The sequence below is a fragment of the Bacillus sp. SIMBA_154 genome, from assembly GCF_046536015.1.
In the GTDB taxonomy this organism is placed as follows: domain Bacteria; phylum Bacillota; class Bacilli; order Bacillales; family Bacillaceae; genus Bacillus; species Bacillus pumilus_P.
The window spans coordinates 1-233 of sequence record NZ_JAWJBV010000697.1 but is presented as its reverse complement, the minus strand read 5'-3'; the positions used below and the strand labels follow the sequence as shown (position 1 = coordinate 233).

At 41.2% G+C, this 233-nt stretch carries 1 protein-coding gene; it reads left to right on the top strand.

Going from position 1 to position 233, the window contains the following annotated elements; all coding sequences use genetic code 11:
• Positions 1-233: pyrimidine/purine nucleosidase domain-containing protein (locus R0K30_RS23660; protein ID WP_410613489.1), on the top strand; the 233-nt coding region annotated here is incomplete at both ends.

Here is a 233-nt window from a genome sequence, read left to right as displayed (position 1 = left end):
ATTAGATTTATTGTCGCAGCTAGAAGTAGACTTACTCGAGCAATCATCAACCAGCGAACGCTACAGACTATTTAGAAACTGTGTATTGGCCGTGCTCAATGTAGGCAGCCACACCGATGTAAGCAATGATATTTACGATAAACACAAAGATTTTGATATACGTTTGGTTAGCCGTGAACGCGGTATAAAAATTGAGTTAGAAAATCCTCCGCAAACGGCCTTTGTTGATGGCC